Origin of the sequence: Devosia lacusdianchii, from assembly GCF_022429625.1 — a bacterium.
Lineage (GTDB): Bacteria > Pseudomonadota > Alphaproteobacteria > Rhizobiales > Devosiaceae > Devosia > Devosia lacusdianchii.
This window is the reverse complement of record NZ_CP092483.1, coordinates 483508-507762: the sequence shown is the minus strand read 5'-3', so window position 1 is coordinate 507762 and position 24255 is coordinate 483508. Positions and strand designations below refer to the sequence as shown.

The 24255-nt window shown below is 62.4% G+C and carries 25 protein-coding genes; 8 read left to right on the top strand and 17 right to left on the bottom strand.

From position 1 onward, the window contains the following. Positions 1-5: 5 nt before the first annotated feature. The 3 genes from cpaB to MF606_RS02495 form a co-directional block, all read right to left on the bottom strand. Positions 6-929 carry a Flp pilus assembly protein CpaB gene (gene cpaB, locus MF606_RS02505; protein ID WP_240232073.1) on the bottom strand — a complete coding sequence of 308 codons (924 nt, stop codon included), beginning with the start codon at positions 927-929 and terminating at the stop codon, positions 6-8. A gap of 202 nt (positions 930-1131) precedes the next feature. Next, a complete protein-coding gene (locus MF606_RS02500) occupies positions 1132-1632 on the bottom strand; it encodes an A24 family peptidase (protein ID WP_240232072.1) in 501 nt (166 codons plus the stop codon). A 121-nt stretch (positions 1633-1753) separates the two neighbouring features. Continuing rightward, positions 1754-1927 carry a Flp family type IVb pilin gene (locus MF606_RS02495; protein ID WP_240232071.1) on the bottom strand — a complete coding sequence of 58 codons (174 nt, stop codon included), beginning with the start codon at positions 1925-1927 and terminating at the stop codon, positions 1754-1756. A gap of 391 nt (positions 1928-2318) precedes the next feature. Here MF606_RS02495 and MF606_RS02490 point away from each other — a divergent pair, with 391 nt between their 5' ends. The 4 genes from MF606_RS02490 to MF606_RS02475 all read left to right on the top strand — a co-directional run bounded on the left by MF606_RS02490 (position 2319) and on the right by MF606_RS02475 (position 4710). Further along, positions 2319-2774: a pilus assembly protein N-terminal domain-containing protein gene (locus tag MF606_RS02490; protein WP_240232070.1), complete on the top strand. Its 456-nt coding sequence runs from the start codon at positions 2319-2321 to the stop codon at positions 2772-2774. 116 nt (positions 2775-2890) lie between these two features. Next, positions 2891-3451: a TadE/TadG family type IV pilus assembly protein gene (locus tag MF606_RS02485; RefSeq protein ID WP_240232069.1), complete on the top strand. Its 561-nt coding sequence runs from the start codon at positions 2891-2893 to the stop codon at positions 3449-3451. Beyond that, on the top strand, positions 3448-4020 hold the full coding sequence (locus tag MF606_RS02480) for a TadE/TadG family type IV pilus assembly protein (RefSeq protein WP_240232068.1): 573 nt from the start codon (positions 3448-3450) through the stop codon (positions 4018-4020). Before MF606_RS02485 ends, MF606_RS02480 begins: the two co-directional genes overlap by 4 nt. Before the next feature lie 69 nt (positions 4021-4089). Then, on the top strand, positions 4090-4710 hold the full coding sequence (locus MF606_RS02475; RefSeq protein ID WP_240232067.1) for an HAD family hydrolase: 621 nt from the start codon (positions 4090-4092) through the stop codon (positions 4708-4710). A 157-nt stretch (positions 4711-4867) separates the two neighbouring features. Here MF606_RS02475 and upp read toward each other — a convergent pair whose 3' ends face one another. The 4 genes from upp to MF606_RS02455 form a co-directional block, all read right to left on the bottom strand. Beyond that, positions 4868-5497 (bottom strand): uracil phosphoribosyltransferase, encoded by a 630-nt coding sequence (gene upp / locus MF606_RS02470; protein ID WP_240232066.1) that lies wholly within the window; start codon positions 5495-5497, stop codon positions 4868-4870. A 16-nt stretch (positions 5498-5513) separates the two neighbouring features. After that, complete coding sequence (locus tag MF606_RS02465; RefSeq protein WP_240232065.1) at positions 5514-6731, bottom strand: phosphopentomutase; 1218 nt, start codon at positions 6729-6731, stop codon at positions 5514-5516. A 105-nt stretch (positions 6732-6836) separates the two neighbouring features. Next, a complete protein-coding gene (gene deoA, locus MF606_RS02460; protein ID WP_240233936.1) occupies positions 6837-8153 on the bottom strand; it encodes a thymidine phosphorylase in 1317 nt (438 codons plus the stop codon). A 51-nt stretch (positions 8154-8204) separates the two neighbouring features. Then, complete coding sequence (locus tag MF606_RS02455; RefSeq protein ID WP_240232064.1) at positions 8205-8690, bottom strand: MarR family winged helix-turn-helix transcriptional regulator; 486 nt, start codon at positions 8688-8690, stop codon at positions 8205-8207. A gap of 112 nt (positions 8691-8802) precedes the next feature. On the opposite strand from MF606_RS02455, the gene MF606_RS02450 reads away from it, so the two are divergent. Together MF606_RS02450 and MF606_RS02445 are read left to right on the top strand one after the other, a co-directional pair. After that, positions 8803-10095, top strand: coding sequence for an HlyD family secretion protein (locus MF606_RS02450; RefSeq protein ID WP_240232063.1), 1293 nt, complete (start codon positions 8803-8805; stop codon positions 10093-10095). 11 nt (positions 10096-10106) lie between these two features. Continuing rightward, positions 10107-11138, top strand: a complete 1032-nt coding sequence (locus MF606_RS02445; protein WP_240232062.1) for an FUSC family protein — start codon at positions 10107-10109, stop codon at positions 11136-11138. 187 nt (positions 11139-11325) lie between these two features. Here the strand turns inward: MF606_RS02445 and MF606_RS02440 are convergent, their stop codons facing one another. From MF606_RS02440 to MF606_RS02400, 10 genes are all read right to left on the bottom strand, one after another. Then, a complete protein-coding gene (locus tag MF606_RS02440; RefSeq protein ID WP_240232061.1) occupies positions 11326-13692 on the bottom strand; it encodes an aldehyde dehydrogenase family protein in 2367 nt (788 codons plus the stop codon). A 173-nt stretch (positions 13693-13865) separates the two neighbouring features. Continuing rightward, positions 13866-14855 (bottom strand): deoxyribose-phosphate aldolase, encoded by a 990-nt coding sequence (gene deoC, locus MF606_RS02435; protein ID WP_240232060.1) that lies wholly within the window; start codon positions 14853-14855, stop codon positions 13866-13868. Continuing rightward, positions 14852-15646 carry a purine-nucleoside phosphorylase gene (locus MF606_RS02430; RefSeq protein ID WP_240232054.1) on the bottom strand — a complete coding sequence of 265 codons (795 nt, stop codon included), beginning with the start codon at positions 15644-15646 and terminating at the stop codon, positions 14852-14854. Before MF606_RS02430 ends, deoC begins: the two co-directional genes overlap by 4 nt. Further along, the gene (locus MF606_RS02425; protein WP_240232052.1) at positions 15643-16053 is read right to left on the bottom strand and encodes a cytidine deaminase; all 411 of its coding nucleotides are present in this window, start codon (positions 16051-16053) and stop codon (positions 15643-15645) included. Before MF606_RS02425 ends, MF606_RS02430 begins: the two co-directional genes overlap by 4 nt. 2 nt (positions 16054-16055) lie before the next feature. Further along, on the bottom strand, positions 16056-17024 hold the full coding sequence (locus MF606_RS02420) for an ABC transporter permease (RefSeq protein WP_240232050.1): 969 nt from the start codon (positions 17022-17024) through the stop codon (positions 16056-16058). Positions 17025-17027: 3 nt separating this feature from the next. Next, entirely contained in the window at positions 17028-18158 is a 1131-nt protein-coding gene (locus MF606_RS02415) for an ABC transporter permease (RefSeq protein WP_240232048.1), read from the bottom strand. Beyond that, positions 18155-19732: an ABC transporter ATP-binding protein gene (locus MF606_RS02410; protein WP_240232040.1), complete on the bottom strand. Its 1578-nt coding sequence runs from the start codon at positions 19730-19732 to the stop codon at positions 18155-18157. Before MF606_RS02410 ends, MF606_RS02415 begins: the two co-directional genes overlap by 4 nt. 40 nt (positions 19733-19772) lie before the next feature. Beyond that, complete coding sequence (locus tag MF606_RS02405) at positions 19773-20777, bottom strand: BMP family lipoprotein (RefSeq protein WP_240232038.1); 1005 nt, start codon at positions 20775-20777, stop codon at positions 19773-19775. A 194-nt stretch (positions 20778-20971) separates the two neighbouring features. Continuing rightward, on the bottom strand, positions 20972-21094 hold the full coding sequence (locus tag MF606_RS21595) for a hypothetical protein (RefSeq protein ID WP_275693118.1): 123 nt from the start codon (positions 21092-21094) through the stop codon (positions 20972-20974). 282 nt (positions 21095-21376) lie between these two features. Beyond that, positions 21377-21841: an SRPBCC family protein gene (locus MF606_RS02400; protein ID WP_240232034.1), complete on the bottom strand. Its 465-nt coding sequence runs from the start codon at positions 21839-21841 to the stop codon at positions 21377-21379. Between the two features lie 216 nt (positions 21842-22057). On the opposite strand from MF606_RS02400, the gene MF606_RS02395 reads away from it, so the two are divergent. Together MF606_RS02395 and MF606_RS02390 are read left to right on the top strand one after the other, a co-directional pair. Further along, entirely contained in the window at positions 22058-23284 is a 1227-nt protein-coding gene (locus MF606_RS02395) for a cell surface protein (RefSeq protein ID WP_240232033.1), read from the top strand. 31 nt (positions 23285-23315) lie between these two features. Then, a complete protein-coding gene (locus MF606_RS02390) occupies positions 23316-24254 on the top strand; it encodes a DUF6384 family protein (protein WP_240232032.1) in 939 nt (312 codons plus the stop codon). The last annotated feature ends 1 nt before the right edge of the window (position 24255 follow it).

Sequence of the window (24255 nt, the reverse complement as noted above, 5' to 3'; positions counted from 1 at the left end):
CCACCCTACTGGGGCAACACTTCAGGCTCGGCGGCAACCGATGCATTGGGGTCGGAATAATAGGCGGGGTCGGAACTGTTACTGCCGGGTGTGACCGTGCCCGTCGTCGCGCTGCCCGCGACCACGCTCTGCTCCTTGCCGAAGCGGAACAGGCGCACGGTCTGGTTGCTGCGCTGTTCGGCAACGGTGGTGTCGTTGAAATCGACCACCGAGCGGAGTGTCAGGGTCAACTGACCGCGCGTCGACGCGTTGATCAGGGTTTCGGCTTGGCCGGGATCAAGCTCGAGCGTGGCGATAGTGGACTGATCGAAGGTGATCGGGGTCGGTCCCGCGCCGGCCTCGGTGCCTTCAACCTGACCACCACTGGCGCCAATTTCACCGAGGCGCTTGCCGATAGCAAGAACGCGAACATTGGCGAGGATCACTTCGGACCGTTCACCTGCGGCGCCCTGTGTGGTCAGGATAACATCGACATGGTCATTGGGGACGACAAAGCCACCGGCGCTGGACACAGCGCTCACACCAACCGACACACCGCGCATGCCCTGGGCCAGTACGGCGGAGAGATAACCCTGGTCAGCGCGGACTAGTTTAGCCTCGCGAATGGGCTCGCCAGGGAAGAACTCGAAGCGGGCCACGGCGCCAGTCAGGTCGGACGGCGCTTCCGGCATCGCGGAAATGGTCACGTATTCTGGGCGAATGGCGCCTTCGGGCCAATCCTGCCATTCAACCGTCAAGGCACTGAGGCGCTCGCCAATGCCGATCGGGCCCTTGGCCACCAGAATCTGGGTCTTGGCCTCCTGGACGACCTCGGTATTGGTCACGACCTGCGGCGCCGCTGGCGGACGTCCGCCGCGGGTCACCAGAAATGCAGCCAGCCCACCGGCGACCAGTGCCACAACCAACAATATGATACGCGCCGGCTTCATGACTCACTCCGGATGACTACGGGCACGAATGCCCAGTTCGACCGGAAGAAGTCTGCACGCAAAGGGTCAAGGTTTGGTTAACCGGAACTTTGCGAGCGCAGTTAACAAGATGTAAATTTTAGCATTTTGCGGAATCGGAAGTATTTGCCACATCACGGGATATGCCAATACTTCCTTGTGTCGCAGATGGACTGGCGCTCGATCAGGCGGTGAGACGCTCGAAGAGGGCGGAATTTGAGTAGGTCAGCAGGCCCGCAATGGCCAGGGCGACGCCGTATGGAACCCCGGATTTGGGATTGTAGAGCCGCTCGAGCCAACCATAACGGGATAGCACCGGCATCAGCGGCAAACGCCGGAGGGCGAGTATAGCCAAGGTCAGCACGCCGCCCAGAACCGCGGCATAGACCAGATAGGGGAGCGTCAAACCGAAACCCAGCCACAGCGCCGTGGCCGCGGCCAGTTTGGCGTCGCCACCACCAATCCAGCGCAGGGCGAAAAGCACGAAGCCGACAGCCAGCACCGTAAGAGCGCACATGACGTGCATGGCAAATTGCTGCAGCGGCAGGTTGGTGGCGAGCGCGACAATGCAGAAGGCCGCGACCAGCAGCAGCACCAACTTGTTGGAAATCCGCATGGTCAGCAGGTCGGAGGATGCGGCGAACGCCATGCCGATTGGAAATAGCAGCAATGCCACGGTGGACATGATCGACCTCTTTCGCCACGGGACGGTCCGCCCGTCCATCCTGCTCAGTCGCGGTTAACAAAGCGCCAATAAAAACGGGAGGAGCTCTTGCTCCTCCCGTTCATTCGAAGGTCGGCTATTCTTACGGAACGGTAACGTCGAGCTGGTTGGCGATACCGTTAAACAGATTGCCCAGGTTGGTACCCAGGGCGGTTGCGGCGAGAATGATACCGACAGAAATCAGAGCGGCGATAAGGCCGTATTCGATAGCGGTCGCGCCGGACTCATCCTGCGCAAAACGTGCGAACAACTTCATTTCTAGGCTCCTTGAAACGCGTCATTGGATGACGCCATCGTTCGACACGTCACACATCGAACATTGCGCGAGGCTAGCCACGACCTCTTGAAATTGGGTTAATTGGCGTGCGGATGGACACCGAAGTCTTGCCGACTTTCAACATGATAATCAAAGGCTTAACAGAATGCGCGGCTTTCTATCCAAATCGCCGCCGCGCCGCATTAGTACGCGTTTCGGCGTACATACTTCTTGATACAAGCAAAATTTCATCCAAAACGAGCGATTACTGGCCTGCCTGTCGCAAAAGCCCGAGATAGACACCAACCCCCTCGAAACATGCTCGTTTGCTGTTTATTCACCATTCGCCCTGAAAATGTCAGGCAGTGTATCTGTACCGCCGGAACAAGCCATGCGCTCACGCCTCGCTATCGCCATCGCAGTCTGCCTGTCGCTCGGCGTAGGTCTTGCCCCGGTTCCGGCATTCGCCGTCGACGGCGCTCCGATCAATGTCAATGTGAACATGGCTCGCATCCTGCGCATCAACGCGGCGGCAGCCACGGTCATCGTCGGTAATCCCGGCATTGCCGATGTCACCATCCAGGATCCGCAGACGCTGATCCTGACCGGCAAGAGCTTCGGCCAGACCAACCTGATCGTGCTCGACACAGCAGGGAATCCCATCGCCGATACCATGATCGAAGTGGTGCAGATGCAGGCCGGTGTAATGACCGTCTATCAGGGGCAAGCTCGTACCAGCCTGGCTTGCGCGCCCGTGTGCCAGAATATCATCATGATGGGCGATGAAACGGGCTTCACGAGTTCGGCCGTTGCCTCTTCACAGATCGTGCAATCGATCAGCAACTAGGCCCTTTAACGACGCGTTAACCTCGTCTGTACTTGCTGGGCCACTACGGGCTCTTCCTAACCTTCAATTAGCCATGCCGGCGCTAGCTTCGCGCGTAGGCAAACAGAGCATGGCGCATGGCCACCCGACTTGGATCGTTGATCAGACGCGTGCTGTGGCGTCGGCGTGGCTTCGGCCGCGACGAACGCGGTGCCACGATCATCGAGTTTGGTCTGCTGGCGGTGCCGTTTTTCTCCATTCTCGGCGCCATCCTTGAGACGTCGATCATATTTTTGTCGACACAGGCGCTCGACAGCGCGGTGCAGGATGCCAGCCGGTTGGTCCGTACCGGGCAGGCGCGCAGCACGATCCTCACAGCCGATGACTTTAGGCAGGAAGTGTGCGGCCGCCTATTTGGTCTGTTCCGCGATTGTGACGGACTTTTCGTCGATGTGCAGCAGGTCAGTAATTTCGCCTCGGTCAACGTTAGCCCGCCGGTCGATCCCACCTGCGCAACGGCCTGCGAGTGGTCGCGCGGCGATGCATACCAGCCGGGTCAGGGGTCGAGTATCATGGTGGTCCAAGTCTATTACAAATGGCCGGTCATGCTGAATTTCGGCCTGGGGCTGGCCGACCTGCCAGACAGCAAACGCCTGTTCGCTGCGGTTACTGTGTTCCGCAACGAGCCTTTCACATGAGACCGGCGCACCGCTTGCGGCAAATTCTCGCGCGTTTCCGCGATACTGAAGCCGGCGTGGCCGCAGTTGAGTTCGCTCTCATCCTGCCCATCATGCTGCTGATCTATATTGGTTCTGTGGAAGCCAGCGCCCTGATCTCGGTTGACAGAAAGGTGCAGAACGTTTCTGGCGCCGTTGGCGACCTGGTCGCGCGGGCCAAGGAGAACCTGACTTTGACAGAATTGCAGGACTATGTCCGCGTCGCCGGGGGCATCATGGCGCCCTATGAACCGGCGCCCCTGCAGCAGATCGTCACCCAGGTCAGCGTCGATGAAGACGGAGTGGCCACGGTGGTGTGGTCGAGGGGCTACGAACACGAGAACCCCAAGCAATCGATCGCCCATGGGCAGGGCGACGAATACCCGCTGCCGGAGGCGATCACCGCAATCGCCAAGGAGCAGTTCGTCATCGTCGCGGAGGCGAGTTACAAATACCGGCCACTGTTCGGCATCGTGATCGATCAGGATATCCAGCTCTATCGCGAGAACTTCTACCTACCGCGCTTCGGCGGCCAGATCGCGCTCAACTAGGCGCACCTTGCGCCGGTCGAAGGTGCATGCCACAAGCCGGGCATCCTTCCTCTATCCGGCAGTTCCGATATGACCGATACGCTCGTTCCCGTGTTCGACCTTGGCGGCGTATTCGTCGACTGGAATCCGATGTACCTGTTCCGCAAGCTCTTCGACAGCGAGGAGGATGCGCAGTGGTTCCAGGACAATATCTGCACCCTGGCATGGAACCTCGAATTCGACGCCGGCGAGATCTACTCCGAGGGCGTGGCCAAGCTGATCACGCGCTTTCCCAAATACTGGCGCGAAATCCTGGCCTATGACCTGCGCTGGAAGGAAACGCTGGGCAATTTCATCCAGGGCACGATCGACATCCACGACGAGCTGATCGAGCAGGACATCCCCACCTTCGCCATTACCAATTTCTCCTGGGAGAAATGGGTGAGCTGCCTGGGCGAATGGCCGTTCCTTGAGAAGTTCGACGGGGTGATCGTGTCGGGGCTGGAGGGGCTGGTGAAACCTGATCCGCGGCTCTACCGGGTATTCTGCGAGCGCTACAGCCTCGCGCCCGAGAATTGCGTCTTCATCGACGACAGCGAGCCCAATATCGTGGCAGCGCGGAAGTTCGGGATGAAGGGGATCCATTTCAAGGATCCGGTGGCGCTGCGCAAGGAACTGATCGCGCTTGGGCTGCCGCTCAAGGCGAAGTAGGACGAAATACCAGAGAAGAGCGCCCGCGCACTCGGTCGTCACCCTCGGGCCTGACCCGAGGGCGTTTCACTTGGCGTAGGTTTGGTAATTACAGCCCCCGCGGCTCAACCCCGAGGGTGACGGCTGGCGGGACAGCGATACGTCGAGGACCGACGGGCTACTTCGTCCCGTACATGCGGTCGCCGGCGTCGCCGAGACCTGGGATAATGTAGCCCTTCTCGTTGAGGTGGCTGTCGATCGAGGCGGTGAAGACCGGGACGTCGGGGTGAGCCTCGCCGAAATTCTTGATGCCTTCGGGTGCGGCCAGCAGGCACAGGAAGCGAATATTGTTGGCGCCGCGCTCCTTGAGCTTCTCGATCGCCGCCGTCGCCGAATTGCCGGTGGCCAGCATCGGGTCGACCACGATGATCAGGCGATCTTCGAGGTTTGAGGGGGCCTTGAAGTAATATTCCACCGGCTCCAGTGTCTCGTGGTCGCGATAGATGCCGATATGGGCGACGCGGGCGGCAGGGACTAGATCGAGCATGCCGTCGAGCAGGCCATTGCCGGCGCGCAGGATCGAGGCGAAGACCAGCTTCTTGCCCTTGATGGCAGGGCTATCCATCTGCGCCATTGGCGTCTCGATGGGGATCATCTCCAGCTCGAGGTCGCGCGTGACTTCGTAGCACATCAGATGGGCGATCTCGCGCAGCAGGCGGCGGAACCCCGCTATCGAGGTCTCCTTGTTGCGCATGATGGTCAGCTTGTGCTGGATCAGCGGGTGATCGATGACGGTTACGCTGCTCATTGGGATCACCTGTGCGCTAGAGGAACGACTTGCCGTGCCGGCCGGGCGCGAGGCCGAGCCAATGGGCAATGCTCTCACCTATATCAGCGAAGGTGGGGCGAATGCCAATCTCGCCCTGCGACAGGCTTGGGGAAAAGACGAGGATCGGCACTTGTTCGCGGGTGTGATCGCTGCCGGGCCAGGTCGGATCATTACCATGATCGGCGGTCAGGACCAGCAGATCGTCATGACGCAGCTTGGCGATGATCTCGGGCAGGCGGGAATCGAAGTATTCCAGCGCTGCCGCATAGCCGGGAACGTCGCGGCGATGGCCATATTCGCTGTCGAAATCGACGAAGTTGGTCATGATGAAGGCGTTGTCCGCGGCCATTTCCATGGCGTCGAGCGTCTTGTCGAAGAGCTGCGGCAGACCGGTGCCCTTGATCTTGTGGGTCACACCATGGCCGGCATAGATGTCGGAAATCTTGCCGATGGCATAGACTTGGTTGCCGGCGGCCTGGTTGCGATCGAGCAGGGTCGGCTCAGGCGGCGAGATGGCAAAGTCGCGGCGATTGCCCGTGCGTTTGAAGCTTGCGGCATCTTCGCCGATGAACGGCCGGGCGATGACGCGGCCGATCATCAGCGGCGCGGTGAGTTCGAAGGCGATCTGGCAGATTTCGTAGAGTCGCTCGAGACCGAAATGGGTTTCGTGGGCGGCGATCTGGAACACGCTGTCGATCGACGTGTAGCAGATGGGCTTGCCCGAGCGGATCGACTCCTCACCCAGCTCAGCGATGACAGTGGTGCCGGAGGCGTGCTTGTCACCCAGAATGCCGGGGAGCTTGGCGCGAGCAATGAATTCGGCGATCAGATCGGGTGGAAAGGTCGGCTCGTTCTGCGGGAAATAGCCCCAGTCGAAGGGCACCGGTACCCCGGCGATTTCCCAATGACCGGATGGCGTGTCCTTGCCCTTGCTGACTTCGCGACCAACCCCGAAGCGGCCGCCCTTGGCGGCGGCGGACAGGCCTGGTGGCAGGGTGCCGGTCGAAAGCTGGATGGCGGCACCGATACCCAGCGCGTCCATATTGGGGACGTTGAGCGGGCCAGTGCGCAGGCCAGCGCGATCCGCCTTGCCTGCTGCGGCCCATTCGGCGATGTGGCCGAAGGTGTTGGAGCCGACATCGCCGTATTTGTCGGCGTCGGGTGCTCCGCCGATGCCGACGCTGTCGAGAATGCAGAGAATGGCGCGGGGCATGGGTTGATCCTCGTTTCTTGGCTCTGCGTCATTCCCGTGAAAGCGGGAATCTCCCTCCTGTTTGCAAGGGGGGGCCCGCTTTCACGGGAATGACGCCGTGGTTGGTTACTGGGTCGGCATCACGCGGTCCGCGATCAGTGGAAACAGCGGAGCGCTGTCACCCAGCCGGTAGGCGGATTTTAGGCGGGCTTCGGCGTCCGCCGCCGAGGCCTCGTCGCGCGCATGGATGCGGGCGATAGGCGTTCTGGCATCAACTTTGGCACCGAGGCCTGCGAGGCGATCGAAGCCAACCGTGTGGTCGATGGCATCGGTCGGCATAGTGCGGCCGCCACCGAGCGCAACGACGGCCATACCGACACCACGGGTATCGATGACCGTGATTGTCCCCTGCCCCGGGGCGAACACGTCGCGGACGATTGGCGCCGGCGTGAGGTGCTTGTCCATCTGTGTGACGAAATCGGTTGGGCCGCCAAGGGCCGAAACCATCTTGCTGAAATGCTCGGTGGCCCGGCCACTGTCGAGAGCACCGTCCACCAGCTTGCGGGCCGCTGGAACGCTGGGCGCAATGCCAGTCATGGCGGCAATCTCGGCACAGAGGGCGAGCGTCACCTCTCTCAGGCGGGCATCCTGGTGCTTGCCGGTGAGGAAATCGACGGCGTTACGCACCTCGAGCCCATTGCCGGCGGCACTGGCAAGCGGCTCGTTCATGTCTGTGATGAGGGCGCTGGTCGGCAGGCCCGCGCCGTTGGCAACGTCAACCAGGCTTCGGGCCAGATCGCGCGACTTTTCCAGCGTCGGCATGAAGGCGCCCGAGCCGGTCTTGACGTCAAGGATAAGTGCGCCGAGCCCTGCCGCAAGTTTCTTGGACAGGATCGATGCCGTGATCAGCGGGATGGACTCCACCGTCGCGGTGACGTCGCGGATGGCATAGAGCGTCTTGTCGGCGGGGGCGAGGTCAGCGGTCTGGCCGATAATGGCGCAGCCGGCCTCCTTCACCACCTTGCGAAACAAAGCGTTGTCGGGGCTCGTCGTGTAGCCGGGAATGGCATCGAACTTGTCGAGCGTGCCGCCGGTATGGCCAAGCCCGCGACCTGAAATCATCGGCACGTAGATGCCCACCGCGGCGAGGATCGGGGCCAGCATCAGGCTGACATTGTCGCCGACGCCGCCGGTTGAGTGCTTGTCGGCCACCGGGCCATCGAGGTCGGACCAGTCGAGCACGGTGCCGCTATCGCGCATGGCCACAGTCAGCGCCACACGCTCGGGCATGGTCATATCGCGGAAGTACACCGCCATGGCAAAGGCGGCGGCCTGGACCGGGGAAACGGTGCCCTCGGCGAAACCGGAAATGAAGCTTGAAATGTCAGCCGACGAAAGCGGCAGGCCATCGCGTTTGCGGGCGATGATTTCCTGGGGGAGCATGGTCATAGCGGGACACTACGACACTTCGCTACGGCAGAAAACGGTTCGTATTCATTGCTTTGCATCCTCATCCTCGGCAGCCGCGACGAAGCCGTTAACGCGGAATTGGCGCAGGGAATCCCTGGTATTGGACAGCATGCGGCTGATGAAGCGCCGCACGATGGCGGCCTCGTCAGGTGATAGCTCGGCAATGATATCGGCGTTGAGCCCGATCAGCCGTTGCCGCAAGCTGAGAAATTCGTGCTTGGCCGCCGCCGGCCCGAGCGAAAGCAGCACGCCGCGCCGATCGGTCGGATGGGGGGTGCGCCGGATCAATTCGCGCGCTTCCAGCCGGTTGAGCAGGATGGCGGTTGCACCGCTGGTCAGGCCCAAATGCTCGCCCAGGCGCTTGGGCGTGGCCGACCCTTCAGCACTGCGGATGAAATAGAGTGCGAACAGGTCAGTCTGGTTGAGGCCGGCCTGTTCGGCAACCCAGCGATAGAGTTGGCCGACTTCGGACGAGAGATCACGGATCAGTTCGTCGAGCCCTGGGGTCATATCCTGCGTCATATTCCTCACGCGCAATTTAGCTATTCAACAAAGATACTATGTTGCAAAGTGAAATGGAAGGGCATAAATCACCCTGCAAGAAGAGCAGAGGAATTTAGATATGGCACAGGTCAAGGCAATGATAGCCGCGAAAGACGGGACGACGGCCCAGAGCAACGCGAGCGCGCTCGAGAGCAACATGACCGTACTGGACAGCGCCGCAACCGCACTTGAGAGCAATGTGGCCGTGCTTGAGCGCGTCGAGGCTGCACCGCAGGCGCCGGCGCCAGAACCGGCCTTGCTTGAACCCACGGCCGCAACTGAACCGGTCGCCGATGCGGCAAAGCCAAATCCCAGCCGCCGGCGGGCCGGCAGGATTGCCTTGCTGATGCTGGTGGGCCTCGGCGCCGCCATCGCCTGGTACCCACTGTCGGACCACCACGCGCCCTATTCCGGCGGCGCGTCCATCATCGCCGATGTGACGCAGATTTCAGCCCGCGTACCCGGTCAGGTGGCGAAGGTTTCCATCTCGGACAATGCCGCGGTGAAGGCGGGGGATACGCTGTTCCAGATCGATCCAACCACCTATGAGATGGATGTAGAGCAGGCCCAGGCGCAATTGGCGCAGGTACTGAACTCTGCCGGATCGAGCTTTGCCGCTATTCCGGCTGCCGAGGCCAAGCTGCAGCAGGCACAGATCGCGCTCAACACCGCCAATGACGATCTGGACCGTGCTCAGCAATTGTTCGACAAGGGTCTGGTCCCTCCGGCAAAACTCAGCCTCGCCGAATCCAATCAGCAGTCATCGGCGCTCAATGTGCGAGCGGCTAGCGCCGAAGTCGATCGGCTGCGCATGGCGGCTGGCGCTGAGGGCGAGGACAATCCCAATGTCCGCGCTGCGCGGGCGGCCGTAGCCAAGGCCGAGTTTGCGCTGGCCAGCACGACCATCGTCGCGCCGACCGATGGCTATGTGTCCAACCTGTCGCTGACCGAGGGCCAGTTCGTCGGTGCGGGCACCGCCGCCATGACCTTCATCAACCCGGCCTCGCAGATGGTGATTGCCGATTTCCGCGAGAACCAGTTGATCAATGTCGAGCCAGGCGACAAGGCCATCGTGACCTTCGAGGCGGCACCGGGTCGGCAATTTCCGGCGACGGTGGAGAGCATTGCCTGGGGCATCAGCAGCGGCCGCGTCAGCGCCAACGGCCTGTCGCAGCCGACCACGGACACGCGCTGGTTCCCACCGGCCCGCAAGATCCCGGTGCGCGTGGTCCTCGATGACTTCGAGAGCCTGCCCGCCAATGTTCGACTCGGCTCGGAAGCCGGCGTGCTGGTTATCCCCGAAGACGGGATCATCCCCGCAATTGCCCAGACCATGCTCGGCATTGGCGGCATCCTGGCCGGTTTCAACTAGGGCATAGGCAAATGGAAGAGCTATCGCGCGTCGACCCCGACGAGGATCCCTATCTGGCGCTGCGCACAGCGTTGGCCGTCGCGATCTGCCTGCTATTGGGCGAGCCGCTGGGCATTACCCAGCCCATGCTGCCCATGGTGATGGCGATGAGCATCATGTCGAACCAGCGTGGCGCGCTCTCGGTGCGCACCTTCGCCACGCCGGTCATTCTGCCCGTCCTGGCGATCGTGACGAGCTGGATCGCAGCGTTAACGGTCAACGAGCCGCTGATCTTCGTGGTCGTCAATGTCGGGCTGGCCATAGCCGGGCTGGCGCTGATGCTGTTTCGCGGTTCGCGCGTGGGAATGATGCTGACCATATTCCCGCTGATGATGGCGATGTCGGCCCTCTACAGCGACTATGCCCTGGTGGCGATCCGCGACAGCATGGTGATGGGCGGCCTGGCGCTGGGCATTTCGGTCGTGGCGCTCAACATCCTGTTCCCGCCTCAGACCAGCCGTGTGCATATCGAAATGGTCACGCCGCTTGCAACCGATCGGCCGATGACGGCGCTGCTGATCCGCGTCGCCGTCTATGTTCCGGTGCTGATGTTCGTTTACGCCTCGGGCGACATGAACATGATGATCATCCCGATCATGCTGCTGTTCGTGGTTGCCGAGCCAGACCACGGCTCGCGCATGAACCAGGTGGTGGATCGTGGCGGCGGGACGCTGGTTGGCGCCTTCATCGCGGCGGCGGTTCTGGCCATCTATAGCCTCGTGCCGCAGATGCTGGTCATGGTGTTGCTGCTGGCCAGCGTGACCTATTGGCTGATCGACAAGATGACCACTGGCGCACGGCGGCCGCTGCTCTATCAATACATCTGCTCGACAGCGCTGGTCATGGTGCTGTCGGCCACGCAGGGCGGGCGCGACGCGCTCGAAGTGGTGCTGCAGCGCGTCGTCATGACGTCGAGCACCATGATCGGTGGGATCATCCTGCTGGCCCTGCTCGAAGCTATCTTCCTGCCGCGGCAGGAAGATAGCCCGGTGCTGGCTGCCTAGGCCCGGCGCCCGTCATTCGCCGCGCCGAAACAGGCTTCACCCCATCGTCATCACCCGGCTTGTCCGGGTGATCGATGCTTCAGCGCGTATGGAGGGGTGGATTGCCCGGACGAGCCGGGCAATGACGATCGGGGATGCGATCGCGCGGGGTAGTTCGCCCTGGGCTCCGGATCTTAGGGGCCCGCAGCTAGGCCCCGTAGGGGATCCAGACGTTCTTGACCTGTGTGGCCTTGGCGAGGAAGTAGTCACCCTCGAAGCGGCGGTCGGCCAGGTCGTAGTTCAGCCCGCGTGTGGTCCAGGTCTGCTTGACGTTGGTGATCGAGGCCTTTTCCACCATGGTGGAGGCTTCGGCGCTGCCGGCGAACCAGAGCGCATCGACGCCGTCATGCTCGGCCAGGGTCTTGGCGAGGGTGACGCTGTCGCCGGTGACGATATTGACGACGCCCGATGGCACGTCCGAGGTTTCCATGACCTGATAGAGATCGGTGATGGAGAGTGGCGACTGGCTCGATGGGACCAGCACCACCGTATTGCCCATCGCCAGAGCCGGAGCCAGTAGTGCGATCGAGCCCAGCAAGGGCCGGGCGGACGGCGCGACGATGCCCATGACGCCAAGCGGTTCGATCATGGCGGCGGCGACAGCACGGAGCGGCGGATTGTGCACGGCACCATCGTATTTGTCGGCCCAGCCGGCAAAGGCGAAGAGGCGTTCGACCGAGAGCGCTACTTCAGCGGCACCATCCTCGCCGGTCTGTGCCTTAAGGCGGGCGGCGAATTCATCGCGGCGATAGTCGAGGTTCTCGGCGAGGAAGTAGAGAATCTGGGCGCGCGTATGCGCCGATGTGGTCGACCAACCAAGCGCGGCTCGCGCAGCCTCGACGGCGTTGCGGATATCCTTGCGATTGCCCTCGCCGACTTCGCCGATCGGCTTGCCGCCAGCGCCGAGCACGGCGCGGGAATAGCCGCTATCGGGGCGGGCCTGCTTGCCGCCGATATACATCTTGGCGGTCTGGTCGAGCTGGCCGGCATCGAGCGGATTGGCGGCCTTGGCCGAGGGCAGTTTGGGGGCGGGAGCCGGCTTGAGGTCCTTCTCCCAGGCGGGCTTGAGGTAAGCCGCCATGCCTTCGCGACCACCCTCGCGGCCGAAGCCGGATTCCTTGTAGCCGCCGAAGCCGACGGCGGCGTCGAAATTGTTGGTACCGTTGATCCAGACCACGCCGGCCTTGATTTTGGGGGCGATATCGAGGGCCAGATTGATGTTCTCGCTCCAGATCGTCGCGGCGAGGCCGTATTTGGTGTTGTTGGCCAGCGCCACCGCTTCCTCGGGCGTGCGGAAGCTCATGGCGACCAGCACCGGTCCGAAGATTTCCTCGGCCACCAGTGTGTTGGCGGGGGAGACATTGGTGACAAGCGCAGGCTTGAGGAAGCAGCCGCCGCCCGGAAGGTCGCCATCGGGCTCATAAATGATGGCGCCTTCCTTGGTGCCGCGCTTCATCAGGTCGCGGATGCGCTCGACCTGCACCGGGGCGACCAGCGCGCCGATATCGACGGATTTGTCGAGCGGATCGCCGACGCGGAGCGACGCCATGCGGGTCTTGAGCTTGGCGATAAAGCGCTCCTCTACGCTCTCCTGCACCAGGAGGCGCGAGCCGGCGCAGCAGACCTGGCCCTGGTTGAACCAGATGGCGTCGACCAGGCCCTCGATGGCGCTGTCGATATCGGCGTCCTCGAAGACGATGTAGGGCGACTTGCCGCCCAGTTCGAGCGACAGCCCCTTGCCCGAGCCCGCAGTAGCCGCGCGGATGATCTTGCCGACTTCGGTCGAGCCGGTGAAGGCGATCTTGTTGATATCGGGGTGGTTGACGATGGCGGAGCCAGTATCGCCTTCGCCGGTGACGATGTTGACCACGCCCTTGGGCAGGCCGATGCGCTGGCAGATTTCAGCGAACAGCAAAGCCGTCAGCGAGGTGAACTCGGCCGGCTTGAGGATTACCGTATTGCCGGCGGCCAGAGCCGGGGCGATCTTCCAGGCCAGCATCAGCAGCGGGAAATTCCACGGGATGATCTGGCCGCAGACGCCGTAGGGCACGGCATCGGGGAATTCGCGGCTCAGGTGCTGGGCCCAGCCGGCATGGTGGTAGAAGTGGCGGGCCACGAGCGGGATGTCGATGTCGCGGCTTTCGCGGATCGGCTTGCCATTGTCCATGGTTTCGAGCACGGCGAAGAGGCGGCTGTGCTTCTGGATGGCGCGGGCAATGGCATAGAGATACTTGCCGCGCTCATAGCCGGATAGCGCGCTCCAGCCCTTGAAAGCAGCGCGTGCGGCCTTGACGGCCTTGTCGACATCCTCGGCCGTGCCATCGGTGACCTGGGCCAGCGACTTGCCATTGGCCGGATTATCCGACGAAAAGGTCTTGCCCGGCGCGGTCCACTCGCCATCGATGAAATGACCGAACTTGCGGCCATGGCTATCGAGCCAGGCATTGGCCTGCTCGGGGCCTTCCGGGGCCGGGCCGTAATCAAGCGACTGGAAGATTTGCGCGATCTTGTTCATTTCGTTCTCCTGCGCCGTGAGGCGCCCTCCCCCTCATCCGCCCTTCGGGCACCTTCTCCCACGAGGGGAGAAGGGGACGGAGCCGAGAGTCTTCAGTCGGTACCCTTCTCCCCTCGTGGGAGAAGGTGGCGCGCAGCGCCGGATGAGGGGGCGCGGAGCCCACCTCAGAAAACTCAAACCATCGGCTGGCGATAGTCGGCCGAATAGTGCCCGGTCAGCCCATGCTCCAGCTGCCGCTCGATATCGGTCAGCAGGCTACTCGCACCAAACCGGAACAGATGTGGCTGCAGCCAGTGGGTGCCCAGCTCTTCCTTCATCAGCGCCATGTAGTTGAGCGCGTCCTTAGTGTGGGCGATGCCACCGGCGGGCTTGTAGCCGATTTCGATGCCGGTTTCCTCGGCGAACCAGCGGATCATGCGGATCATGGTCAGCGACGTCACGAGGTTGGCGTTGACCTTTTCCTTGCCCGTGGAGGTCTTGATGAAATCGGCGCCGGCCATCATGCAGACTAGGCTCGCCTTGGCGATATTGGTCTGGGTGGCGAGTTCGCCCGTGCCCAGAATGGTCTTGATGTGAGCGTCGCCACAGGCCTTGCGGAAGGCCCTTACCTGATCGTAGAGCGCCTGCCAGTCGCCGCGCAAAACCATGCCGCGTTCGATGACGATGTCGATTTCCTTGGCCCCGTCGGCCACCGACATCTCGATTTCCTTGAGCTTGGTCTCGATGGGTGCAAGGCCATGTGGGAAGGCCGTCGACACGGCAGCCACCGGAATGCCGGTGCCTTCGAGCGCATTCACCGCGGTCTTGACGAAGCTATGGTAGACACAGACGGCGCCCGGCAGGATGCGTAGGCCACCGATATCGAGCTTGTCGAGAATATCCTGGCGTAGCGGATGGCGCGCCTTGGCGCAGAGGCGCTCGACGCGCCCGTCCGTATCGTCGGAATTGAGCGTCGTCAGGTCGATCAGCGTGATGGCCTTGAGCAGCCAGGCGAGCTGATAGTCCTTCTTGACCGTGCGGCGCGCGCCGATAGAGCCGGCGCGGCGTTCCAGCGCCGAGCGGTTCATGCGGACGCGTTCGACCCAATCGAGATCGAGCGGGAAGCCGGGATTGCGCTTGTGCGGAATGTGATGCTGGCTGTTGTCGACGACACGCAGGCTCATAGCTCCTCCACCAGCGCGGGTATTAGCTGTTTCAGCTTGGCCGCGCCTTGTACCGCCATGGTCTTGGTGTGCTCATGGCTGATGTTTTCGGTCGAGAGGCCCGCGCCCATATTGGTAATGGACGAGCAGGCCCAGACTTTCATTCCCAGGAAACGCCCGAGAATGACTTCGGGTGCCGTCGACATGCCAACGGCATTGGCGCCCAGCCGGATCGCCATCTGGATTTCGGCGATGGTTTCAAAGCTGGGGCCGGAATACCAGAGGTAGATGCCTTCGCCGAGCTTGATGTCCATGCGCTCGGCCAGGCCCTGTGCCTTGGCGCGCAGGTCAGGGGCATAGCAATCGACCATGTTCACAAAGCGGCGGTCGGTGGGTTCACCGATCAGCGGGTTCATGCCGGCATAGTTGATGTGATCGGAAATCAGCATCAGGTCGCCGGGGCGGAAGCGCTCATCGAGCGAGCCGGCCGAATTGGTCAGCAGCAGGGTTTGCGCGCCGAGGTCGGACATGGCTTCGAGCGCCGGGCGCATGGCGGCGGCATTGCCATGTTCGTAATAGTGCTCGCGGCCGGTGAGGACGGCGACGCGCTTGCCGCCCATGGTGCCGATCAGGAGGTCGCGACCATGGCCGGAGACGCCGGCGCCGGGAAAGCCCTTGAGTTCGGAATAGGGAATGGCGACCTTGTCGCCGAGCAGGTCGCCGATTGCCGACAGGCCCGAGCCCAGCACGATGGCGGCAGCGATCGGTTCTTTGCCCGCGATCTTCTGGATCGTCTTGGACGCTTTGGTCATTTGGGGAGAAACTCCGGGCCGAAACTATGCGGCAGCAATTGTGCAAGCGTGGTGACAAGCGGGGTGCCGTCGACGCCATGGGAGATGATCTCGACATCGAGATCAGCGAATTCGCGGATGCGCTGGCGGCAGCCGCCGCAGGGCGTAACCGGGGCCGCACCAGGTCCGGTGACGTAGATGCGGGTGATACGCTTGCCGCCGCCGGCGACCATCGCCGAAATGGCCGAGGCCTCGGCGCAATTGCCCTGCGGGTAGGCCGCATTTTCGATATTGCAGCCGGCATAGATCTTGCCGTCATCGGCCAGGATAGCGGCGCCGACATGGAAGCGCGAATAGGGCGCATAGGCCTTGGCGCGAATGGCTTCGGCGGCCTCGAACAAGGCCTGATCGGTCGACGTTTTCGCCATGATCATCGCTCTTTGGTATAGGCCACGCCGCCGGCCTTGGGGCCCACGGCCTTGCCGATGAACCCGGCCAGCAGAATGACAGTCAGCACATAGGGCAGCGCCTGGATAGCCTGCACCGGGACCACGCCGATGACCGGCAGCTCGAAATTCTGCAAACGGATCTGCAGGGCATCGAGGAAGCCGAACAGCAGGCAGGTGAACATGGCCGGCACTGGCTTCCACTTGGCGAAGATCAGCGCGGCCAGCGCGATGAAGCCCTTACCTGCCGTCATGTTATTGCCGAAGCCCGAACCCTGGGCGATCGAGAAATAGGCGCCAGCAAAGCCGCAGAGCAGGCCGGTGATCAGCACCGCTTGATAGCGCAGCTTGATCACGGAAATACCGGCCGTGTCGACGGCCTTGGGGTTTTCGCCCACGGCGCGCAAGCGCAGTCCGAAACGGGTGCGATAGAGCACATAGGCAGTGATCGGCACTGCCAGGAAGGCGATATAGACCAGCAGGTAATGGCCGGAGATCAGCTCGGCATAGATTGGCCCCAGGATCGGCACGCCGGCCAGTTCATTGGCAAAGGGCAGCGTGATCTGGGGGAAACGGCCGCCATCGCCGAGCGGCGGGGTGCGGCCGCCCTGGTGGAACCAGGTCTGGCCGAGGAAGGTGGTGAGACCGGCGGCCAGCATGTTGATGCCGACACCAGCTATGAGTTGGTTGCCCTTGAGCGAGATGGCGGCGACGCCTTGCAGGAGCGCCGTGGCCAGCGACACGCTGATACCGGCAAGCAGACCCAGCCACATCGAGCCGGTGATGGCGGCGACAGCGGCAGCGCCAAAGGCGGCGAACAGCATCTTGCCTTCGAGGCCGATGTCGAAGACGCCGGCCCGCTCGGAATAGAGCCCGGCCAGACACGCCAGCAACAGCGGCGTCGAGAGGCGGAGCGTGGCATCGAGGATGGAGAGGAGAACCGCGAAATCCATCGGTCAGCTCTCCGTCTTGGCGGTCGAAACCGCAACGGCGTCGGCCTTTTGTTCGGGCGTCAGCAGCATGAAGGTGCGCTCCAGCGCCGGACGGAAAAGACCTTCCATGGCGCCAGTGAAGAGGATGACCAGGGCCTGGATGACGACGATCATCTCGCGCGTAATGCCTGGAATGACGAACTGCAGTTCCTGCCCACCCTGATAGAGCGCGCCGAACAGCATCGCCGCCAGCGCAATACCCACGGGGTGGTTGCGCCCCATCAGCGCCACGGCAATGCCGACGAAGCCAGCGCCGGCGACATAATCGAGCACCAGGCGGTTCTGCACGCCCATGACTTCGTTGATCGCCACCATGCCGGCCAGTGCGCCGGATATGGTCATGGTGATCATGATCATCTTGGAGTTGGAAATGCCGGCATAGCGCGACGCCGTCGGATTGGCGCCGAGTACGCGCATGGCATAGCCGAACTTGGTGTGCCAGACGAGGATATAGACCCCGATCAACGCGATGACGGCGATGACGATGGAGAGGTTCACAGGCGAATAGCCGAAGAACGAGAAGAATTCGCGCAATTGCGGTACGCGGCCGCCGACCTCGATGGTCTCGGATTCCGGGGCCATGGTGGTGGCGGGCTTGAGCACGCGATTGACCATGTAGACCATCAGCGCCGCGGCGATGAAGTTGAACATGATGGTCGTGATGACCACGTGGCTGCCGCGCTTGGCCTGCAACCAGCCGGGCACGAAGGCCCAGAAACCACCCACCGCCGCCGCGGCCAGAACGGCCAGCGGCATGACAAGCAGCCAATGGGTCTGATCGAGCGCCAACGCCACGACGATAGCCCCGAGCCCGGCCACATAGGCCTGCCCGTCACCACCGATATTGAACAGCCCGGCATGGGCGGCGACCGCCACGGCAAGGCCGGTGAAGATGAAATTGGTGGCATAATAGAGCGTGTAGCCGAAGCCATCGCCATAGCCGAAGGCGCCATAGAAGATGACCTGCAGGGCATGCAGTGGGTTCTCGCCGATCATCAGCACGACGAGGCCGGAGACGAGGAAAGCCAGGAGGAGATTGATGGCGGGTAGCAGGGCCACGTCGGCCCAGCGCGGAAGGGGTCTGCGGGCGCTCATTCGGCAGCCTCTTTGTTGCCGATGCCGGCCATCATCAGGCCGAGTTCGCCCTCGGTCGCGGTAGCGGGATCAGCTTCACCGACGATGACGCCGTCGAACATGACGAGGATGCGATCGGCGAGCGAGCGGATTTCGTCAAGCTCGACGGAGACCAGCAGGATAGCCTTACCCTCGTCGCGCATCTTGATGATTTCGTTATGGATGAATTCGATGGCGCCAATATCGACGCCGCGGGTCGGCTGGCCGATGACCAGCACGTCCGGATCGCGCTCCATCTCGCGCGCCAGCACGATCTTTTGCTGGTTGCCGCCCGAGAACAGCGAGGTCTTGAGATTGATATTGGCGGGGCGCACGTCGAATAGCTTGATGTGCTCCGCGGCGGCCTGCTTGGCAGCACCGATATCGAGGAAGCCGTTCTTGCCGTATTTGGGATCGTTCTGGTAGCCCAGAATGGCGTTCTCCCATTCGGCGAAACTGGTGACGAGCCCCATGCGCTGGCGATCTTCGGGCACATGCGCCAGCCCGGCTTCGCGCGCCCTCGCCGCGCCGTCGTCGCTCCGCAGGGAAAGCGGCTGCCCATTGAGGGTCACAGTGCCCAGGAGCTGGTCGCGCATACCGGAAATGGATTCGAGCAACTCGGTCTGGCCGTTGCCGGAAACGCCGGCAATACCGACGATCTCGCCGGCCCGAACGGCAAAGCTCACATTCTTGACGCGGGGCACGCCCATGTCGTCCTTGACCACTAGATCCTTGACCTCGAGCAGGGTTTTGCCCGGATTGGCAGCGCCCTTTTCGACACGCAGCAGCACGCGGCGGCCAACCATGAGTTCGGCAATGGCTTCCGGATTGGTCTCGGATGTCTTGAGCGTAGCCACCATCTGGCCCTGGCGCATGACCGAGACATTGTCGGTGATGGCCATGATCTCGCGCAGCTTGTGGGTGATGAGGATCACCGTCTTGCCCTGCGCGCGCAGGGTTTCGAGCACGCGGAACAGGTCGTCGGCTTCCTTGGGCGTCAAGACACCAGTGGGCTCGTCGAGGATCAGCGTTTCGGCGCCGCGATAGAGGGCCTTGAGAATTTCGACCCGCTGCTGCTGGCCGACCGAGATGTCCTCGACAACCGCATCGGGGTCGACCTCGAGGTCGTATTCATGCTCGAGCCGGTCGAGCTCCTTACGGGCGCGGTCGAGGCTGGGCTTGATGAAGCCGCTATCCTCGGCGCCGAGCACGATATTCTCGAGCACGGTGAAATTGTCGACCAGCATGAAGTGTTGGTGCACCATGCCGATCCCCAGCGCCAAGGCATGGCGGCTGTCTGATATGGCATGTTCCTGACCGTTGACGCGGATGACACCGCTGTCGGCCGTGTAAAATCCGTAGAGAATGGACATGAGCGTCGACTTGCCCGCGCCGTTCTCGCCCACGATGCCGTGGATGGTGCCGCGCGCGACCTTGAGGTCGATGTCCTTATTGGCGTGAACGGCGCCAAATCGCTTGTTGATCTTCTCAAGCTCGATTGCCCAGCCGTTGGCCGGGGCGGATGCAGCGGCCGTTTCCGGCCGCTGCGGGTTCACTTTTCCCTCTTGGGGGCCATCCTGGCTCATCCGGCTTCGCTTAGAGCGGGCAGGTCGAGTCGGTGGTGTAGTCGTGCACGGTGATCGTGCCGGCCTGGATCTGAGCGGACAGCTCGTCGACCTTGGCCTTCATGTCGTCGGTGATGAGCGAGGCGTTGTTGTCGTCGAGCGCATAGCCGACGCCTTCCTGGGCCAGACCCATGACGGTGAGGCCGGGCTTGAAGGTGGCGTCGTCGCCCGCTTCGGTCAGCGCGGTCTTGACGGCGACGTCGACGCGCTTGAGCATCGAGGTCAGCACCGAGCCGGGCTGCAGGTAGTTCTGGTTGCTGTCGACACCGATCGAGAACTTGCCGGCATCCTTGGCGGCCTGCAGCACGCCGAGGCCCGAGCCACCGGCGGCGGCGAAGACAACGTCGGCGCCGGCATCGATGGCGGCCTTGGTCAGTTCACCAGCGGTCACCGGGTCATTCCAGGCAGCCGGGGTGGTGCCGGTGTAGTTTTCGATCAGCTTGATGTCCGGATTGACGGCCTTGGCGCCCTGGGCGTAGCCGCAATAGAACTTGTGGATCAGCGGAACGTCCATGCCGCCAACGAAGCCGACCGTGCCGGTTTCGGACTTGAGCGCAGCGAGCGCGCCGACGAGGAACGAGCCGGTGTGCTCATCGAAAATCACCGACTGCACGTTGGGCGCGTCGACGACGGTGTCGATCACGACGAAGTTGGTGTCGGGGAATTCCGGCGCCACGGCGGTGAGCGCGGCGGTCCAGGAGAAGCCGGCCATCACGATCGGGTTGGCACCCTGGCCAGCGAAGCGGCGCAGGGCCTGTTCGCGCTGGGCGTCATTCTGCAGCTCGAGATCGAGGAAGGAGCCGCCGGTTTCGGCCTTCCAGGCCTCGGCGCCGTTGTAGGCGGCTTCGTTGAACGACTTGTCGAACTTGCCGCCCAAATCATAGATGATCGCCGGGTCGGCGAAGGCAGCACCGGTGAGGATCGCGCTCAGCGCAACGCCGCCAGCAATGGCCTTGGTGAAGGTGGAAAATTTCATCGAATTCGTCTCCCTGTTCGCACTTGAGCGCTGGGCCTTGGCTCCAGCGGACAATCTCCGTGCGCTAACAGACGATACAATCGTGCAAACGCACCGCCTGCAAGAGGGATTCAAGGATATTTTTCCGGATGGTCAAAATTTGGCCGCTATGCCCGCGTGCTGCGCAAGCCATTGCCCAAACGACAGGCCGGCCCTCACCAATGGGCGAGAATGCCGCTGAAAACCTGCCCTAGATCGGCATCGGCGTAGAGCACGGCCAGAATCGCCATCGAGGCGATGGCGAACAGAGCCAGGGTATCGCGGGTGCGGGTGGTCATCTTGGGTTTGCTTCAAATTGACGGGGTGGCGTTGACCATTCCCTAACCCAGGAATCGGTGCGCGATTGTGATGCTTTGAGGGCAGAACGCGGTGTGGTTAAGGTCAGGTTAAGGCGGAGAGATGCAGCAACAGGGGCCAACGCATAACGCGCCTCCACCTCCCCGGGCTTGACCCGAGGGCGTTACACTTCCTGAGCTCGGCAGGTATAGGGCCCTCGGGTCAAGCCCGAGGGTGACGCACGGTTGGTGGATTGCGACCTGTGGGCACGGGAAGCAGCGCCCCTACTCCATAGGCAACGGCGTGACCTTGGCCCCCATCGCCTCACCAAACCGCTCGAAAAACCCGTCGATCACTTTCTGCGCCGAGTTGCCGATAATCGCCTTGCCCAGCCGCATGATCTGGCCGGACGCGCCACCTTTGGCCGCAAAGACCAACAACGTCTCCTCGCCGTGATCGGACAGGATGATGTCAGCCGACCCTTCGGCGAGGCCCAGCAGGCCGCCCCTGCCCTTGCCTGACAGAGTGTAGCGTTCGGCTGGCACGATGCCCGATAGCGCCAGGTCGCCCTTGAACACGGGATGCACCACGCCGAGGTTCACCTTGATCTCGAGATCGAGCGTCGTTTCGCCCGACCAATCGATGCGATGGCAGCCCGGAATGGCGGCCTTGAGCATGGCTGTGTCGTTGAGCGCAGCCCACACCGTGACGCGTGGCGCGGCAATAATATAGCGACCACCGAAATCCATCACTATGCCCTCATCGAGCGCGCTGGCGCAGCGGCCCTATTGTGGCCCGAATGCCCTTGGAAACAGATGCTTGCCACGCTTGGTTGCTCCGCTCTTTACGTGCGGCTTTTTCGCACCAATATGGTCTAAATAGTTGGGGCGCCGCGCTGTTGCAATTGTCAGCGGGTCGGCTACCAGCGATCTATAGCGCGTGAGCGATACACGGGGAGCAAACGAATGGCCAATGACGTGACCACTGCACCAGCAACCGAGGTAGCGCCAGCCGCTGTCATCGCCGAAAAGCCGTTGCAATACCTGGACAAGGCGGTCAACGCCATCCGTGACTTGGGCGTGTGGCCCGAGCAGCAGGGCGAGCAGCCTATCACCGGCCTCCTCAGCCAGATCACCGAACTCGACGAGACCCGTGTCGTCCTTATCGGCCGCACGCTCAGCCAGGCCAGCGCCTTCAACGAAGTGGTGCGCGAGCAGATCGCCGCGATGAAAATCGGCGAGCGCTACGAGGAAATCACCAAGGGCTTCGACTCGATCCGCGACGATGCCAAGGGCATGGTCGACCAGCTCAGCGACAACAAGCTCGACATGATGGAGCGCGTCTCCAATGTCTGGATGAAGGTGAGCCGTGGCGACATCGCCACCCGCTTCAACAAGATCCGCGACGTCTATCTGGACGTCACCAAGGACACCAAGGACCAGATCGACCGCGAGCAGACCATTCTCGAGGCCTATCGCGACTTCCGCGGCGCGCTCAAGCAGGCCGAAGTGATGGCCCTTGAAGTGCTGCAGACCGCCGAAAAGCGCCTGGGCGAAAAGAAGGATATCCTCACTGCCGCATCGGCCGCCGTGGCTGGTTATGCCGGCAATGTGCCGGCCGACCGGGCCCGTCTCGAAATGGATCGCGACGAGAAGCTGCGCGTGATGCAGAACGAGGAAAAGCGCTACCAGATCGCCAAGGACCTCTCGGACAATCTCACCATCTCCTACAATACGTCGGAAGTGGTGATGGCGCGCCTGATGCAGACGACCAATGCCAAGGAGCGCGTCTACCAGCAGTCGATCTCGTTCTTCTCGACCAACGAGACCGTGCTGACCGCGCTTTCGGCGTCGTTCACCGGCATGTTTGGCCTGCATGAATCGACCGAGACTCTCAACGCCATGAAGGAAGGAATGAGCAAGAGCCTCGAAACCCTCTCCGAGATCGGCGACAAGGTGCAGGAAGAAGCCGTCAAGGCCGGCTATGGCCCGACAGTGCGCGCCGATGCGGTCAAGAAACTGGTCGACTCGGTGGTCAACTTCCAGGAAAAGAGCCGTACCATCATCAACGAGATGCGCATTGCCTCGACCAAGAATTCGGCCGAGATTCGCGACGCGGTGGAAGACGGCAAGCGGCGCCTGGCGGCTCTCGCTGCCGACGGCAACGCGCTACTGCTCGAAACCAAGAACTAAGAGGCGATCGAGCCACGGGTGAGCGCCAAATATGAGTGACGTGACAGCCAAGACGGCTGCGCCCCTGGATGAAGTCATGCTGGCGATGGATGTGGTGGATACACTGCGTCATCGCCAGGACTTGGCTACGCGCGAACTCGCGGGGGTCACCCGCGAGCAGCAGCTCATCGAGAAGCTACGCGATATCTATCATCAGCAGGGCATCGAAGTGCCCGACCATATCCTCAAAGAAGGTGTGGCGGCGCTGGCCGAGAGCCGGTTCGTCTACGACCCGCCCAAGCCGGGCTTCGGCACTACGCTGGCCCGGCTCTATGTGGGCCGCAAGCGTTGGGGCAGGCCCGTGCTGGCCGCTGTTGCCATTATCGCCCTGGCGGCGGTGGGCTGGTTTGGCATCTGGCAGCCCTATCAGAGCGGACAGGCCGAGCAGGCGCGCATCGAGCTGGCCGAGGGCTTGCCGGCGCAGATGGACGCGCTCTACCAGACCATTTTCGAGGAAACCAAGGTGCAGCAGGCCGTGGTGCAGGCCGAGGCCCTGCGCACGCGCGGCAAGACCTTTGCCGCCGAAGGCAATCGCACCGGCGCCGAGGCCGCCGTCACCGACCTCACGGCTTTGCGCGACCAGCTGCGGCAGGAATATGTGCTGCAGGTGGTCAACCGATCGGGCGAGAAATCGGGGTTCTGGACTTTCCCGGAAATCAATACCGACGCGACCAACTACTATGTCGTGGTCGAAGCGCTCGACGCCGATGGCAACAAGCTGAGCCTGCCTGTTCGCAACGAAGAAAACGGGCAGACCGAGATCGTCAATGTGTGGGGCGTGCGCGTGCCCGAGGCGGTCTATGAAGCAGTATCGGCCGACAAGCTCGACGATGGGATCATCCAGGGGAGCGAGCTGGGCCGCAAGTCCGATGGGTTCCTCGATGTTGAATACAATGTGCCGGTACTCGGCGGAGCAGTAACGCGGTGGTAGT